This is a genomic window from Syntrophorhabdaceae bacterium (assembly GCA_035541755.1).
In the GTDB taxonomy this organism is placed as follows: domain Bacteria; phylum Desulfobacterota; class Syntrophorhabdia; order Syntrophorhabdales; family Syntrophorhabdaceae; genus PNOF01.
In genome coordinates this window covers 1-3254 of sequence record DATKMQ010000034.1, presented here as the reverse complement: position 1 = coordinate 3254, position 3254 = coordinate 1, and the positions used below count along the sequence as shown (strand labels likewise).

The 3254-nt window shown below is 49.3% G+C and carries 2 protein-coding genes; both read right to left on the bottom strand.

Translation table 11 applies throughout. The features are described 5' to 3' along the window. Positions 1-288 precede the first annotated feature (288 nt). Positions 289-2223 (bottom strand): PAS domain S-box protein, encoded by a 1935-nt coding sequence (locus tag VMT62_02945; protein ID HVN95362.1) that lies wholly within the window; start codon positions 2221-2223, stop codon positions 289-291. Further along, positions 2214-2771: a PAS domain S-box protein gene (locus VMT62_02940; protein ID HVN95361.1), complete on the bottom strand. Its 558-nt coding sequence runs from the start codon at positions 2769-2771 to the stop codon at positions 2214-2216. The genes VMT62_02945 and VMT62_02940 overlap by 10 nt, the downstream gene beginning before the upstream one ends. Between the last annotated feature and the right edge of the window lie 483 nt (positions 2772-3254).

The following is a 3254-nucleotide window of genomic DNA, read 5'->3' as shown; positions in this document are numbered from 1 at the left end:
CAGCAGGACTCATTCCTTCCCATGTTCCGGACCGGCTGCGTCTCCTCTCTAAGAGAAAAGAAATTCATGACACTTTTCATCAAACTCATATTCAACCCTCACATATTAGATGTTTAGAAACCGCAGTATTGTAACAAAAGGGTCGCACATTTTTCCACAGATCTACGAGGGTCGGCTTCTTCCTCCTGCAGTCAACACTGAGGCTTTATTACAACAGCATAAGGTTTCTGTTAGTATTAGATGGTCAACGAAAATTCGACAGCTAGAGGTTACGTGTAGAAATCATTGTCACCGCAGCAGTGCATTCAGATTATTCTTCAGAGAATCGATAGAGTAGGGCTTATTTAAGAATGCCGCAAATCCATAGGAATGGTAGTCTACCACCGCGCGACTGTTCGAGTATCCACTTGATACGATAGCTTTAACACTTGGATCTATCTCTCGAAGTTCCTTGATGGTCTGTTCTCCTCCCATGCCAGACTTTACCGTTAGATCAAGGATAACTACATCAAAGGGCTTTCCTGAATCTCTCGCCAGAACGAACTTTTGTATTGCATCTATTCCGTCCTTTGCACAATCAACTTCGTGTCCAAGGGTTCTAATCAGTTCTTCTGCTACTCCTCGCACCAGTTTGTCGTCATCCATGACAAGGATTTTCCCTTTGCGGACAACTGAGGAAACTTCAGTGGTTTCCTTAAACTCCTTTTCCACTTCAATAGCAGGCAGGTAGATAAAGAACTTTGTGCCTTTCCCCGATTCGGAAGTTACATCAATCAAGCCCCCATGGTTTCTGATGACGGAATAGGAGGTTGCAAGCCCAAGGCCGCTGCCCTTCTCCTTAGTGGTAAAATAGGGGTCGAAGATTTTCTGGAGGTATTTCTTTGGGATGCCAATGCCTCTGTCCTGAACAGAAATCTCGACATAATTGCCTTTTGGAAGCTTAGGATGCTTGCTGTCGGGTTTCAGGACGTTCTTTGCAGTGATAACCACGGCACCTCCCTCGGGCATGGCATGGTCAGCATTCAGCACCATGTTCTGAATCACCTGCCCCAACTGCCCCCCGTCCGCATCGACCTGCCACAAGCCAGGCTCAATATCGAGTTGATAGTAACACTGGGAACCGCTCAAGGCAAACTTAGCCGCGTTCTCGATCACAGGCAGAAGGGAAATCTGTTTCTTAACCGGCTTACCTCCCTTGGAGAAGGTCAGCAGTTGTGTCGTGAGACTGACTGACTGGTGAAGCGCATTCTCGGCCTGCTCTAACATGGCGAGCGACTTCTCCTTCTGGTTGAAACTCATTTTTGCCATGGATATGTAGCCGAATATGCCCTGCAGCAGGTTGTTGAAATCGTGGGCGATTCCACCTGCCAACGTCCCAAGGGATTCGAGTTTCTCCATTTTGAGCATTTCCTGTTCTAACCGCTTCCGCTCGCCGATGTCTCGAACAATCGCCTGCAAGTACATCTTGCCGCCCAGTTTGAGCCGGCTCAGGGTGATCTCCACATCAAAGGGGCTTCCGTCAGCACGCACCGGCTTCCACTCGAATACCTGGGGGATACCGCTCAATGCCGCCTGGACCTTTTCGCTGGCCACTTCGGACGAAAGCCGTCCATCAGGCTGCCGCTCCGGAGCGAACTCGCTTGGCCGACGGCCTATGATTTCCTCCTTCGGGAGCCCGTACATCTCGGCGCCTTTCTCGTTACAGTCTATGAAGCCGGTCTCATCGTGGATAAAGATCCCGTCATTGGCAGATTCAAAGAGCAACCGGTACTTCCCTTCTTTTTCCCGGATCTTCTCCTCAGCCTCCTTGCGCTCGCTGATGTCCAAGGTGGCGCCTACGGTACGCACTTTCCGGCGCCTGCCGCCATCACCCTCAAAGAACGTCTGGGACCGCGTGGTCAGCCAGCGAATGGCGCCGCCTCGATGTATGATCCGATACTCAACGTCGAATAGACCGACACCCGCCGGGTCGTGGGCGCGCCGGACAGTCGCCACAATTCTCTCACGGTCCTCAGGGTAAATACATTCGAGAAACGCCTGCAAGGTTACTGTTTCATCCGGGCCCCAACCAAAGATTTCCCGTTGCTGAGGCGACCAGTAAATGGTGTCAGTAAGGTGGTCGTGATCGAAGATGCCGCTCTGAGAAACACGGATGGCCTGCCGCAATCGCTCCTCGCTTTCTCGCAGTGCCTCTTCTGCCTTCTTGCGCTCGGTTATGTCCACTGAGATACCGATGAGATACCGATCAGTCCAATGACTTTTCCGTCCTTATAGGGATGCGGGACATAGCGATTGCTCCAGTTATGCCTACCGACTTCGACCTCATCAGAGAACTCCTCGCCCTCCAGACCACGCTGTATGAGCGAGACCGCCTTAATATCGTTCTTGTATATTTCAAACACTGATTGCCCCACCAGTTCTCCAGCTTTCAGCCCGAGCACTGCAAGGGCCCTGCCTTCAGAAAATACGAGGGTTCCCGAACTGTCCAGGGCCCACAGGATGGCCGGAACCGTCTCCATAACGGAACGAAAGCGTTTCTCGCTCTGCCGAAGATTCTCTTCCGCGCTCTTGCGCCAGGTGATGTCGCGTGCAACAGTCACCATATACTCTCTTGTGTTTATCACCACATAGCTGATGTTTACTTCAACCGGAAATGTAGTGCTATTCTTTCGTTTCTGTACACCTTCAAATATAAGGGAACCCCTTTGCCGTATCTCATTTACATGTGCTTGCCATGAAAAATTGTCGGGGAAGGCCGTTTCAATATCCATAACCCCCATTTAAAGTAGTTCCTGGCGATCATACCCTCAAACTGGCGCATGCCTTGTCATTCACAAAGATTAAGAGTCCGGTTGGAGGATCATTGACAAAGATAGCATCATTTGATTTATTGATCAAATCCATGAGGATATTGGGATCAGTTCCAATTTTATCTTTGTCTATCGTCATAGCATTAGATATTATAGAATGGATTATTTCTTATAATTTACAATACGTAGACAAATTTAGGAAGTAATATTTCGAGGGGCAATCAATACTCTAAGGAATGTTGACTTTGACATGTACTCCGCAAACGGCTGTCATCGAGCGACCTCAAGTTGCAAGCGATAACTGTCACCGCCACAAGACAGTGTCACTGTTGTGTAGTCGGTGCTATACGTAACAAAATGGGTTGAATCGTGAGACCGCTGAAGGTCATCATAAGGCCTGCTTTTTCAAGGAGAAAAAGGAGGATTTATGACCAGAGCAGGTGC

What these genes read in the sequence shown, in the direction of transcription:
- VMT62_02940 (HVN95361.1), bottom strand. Translation starts at nt 2,771, where the DNA reads ATGGATATTGAAACGGCCTTCCCCGACAATTTTTCATGGCAAGCACAT.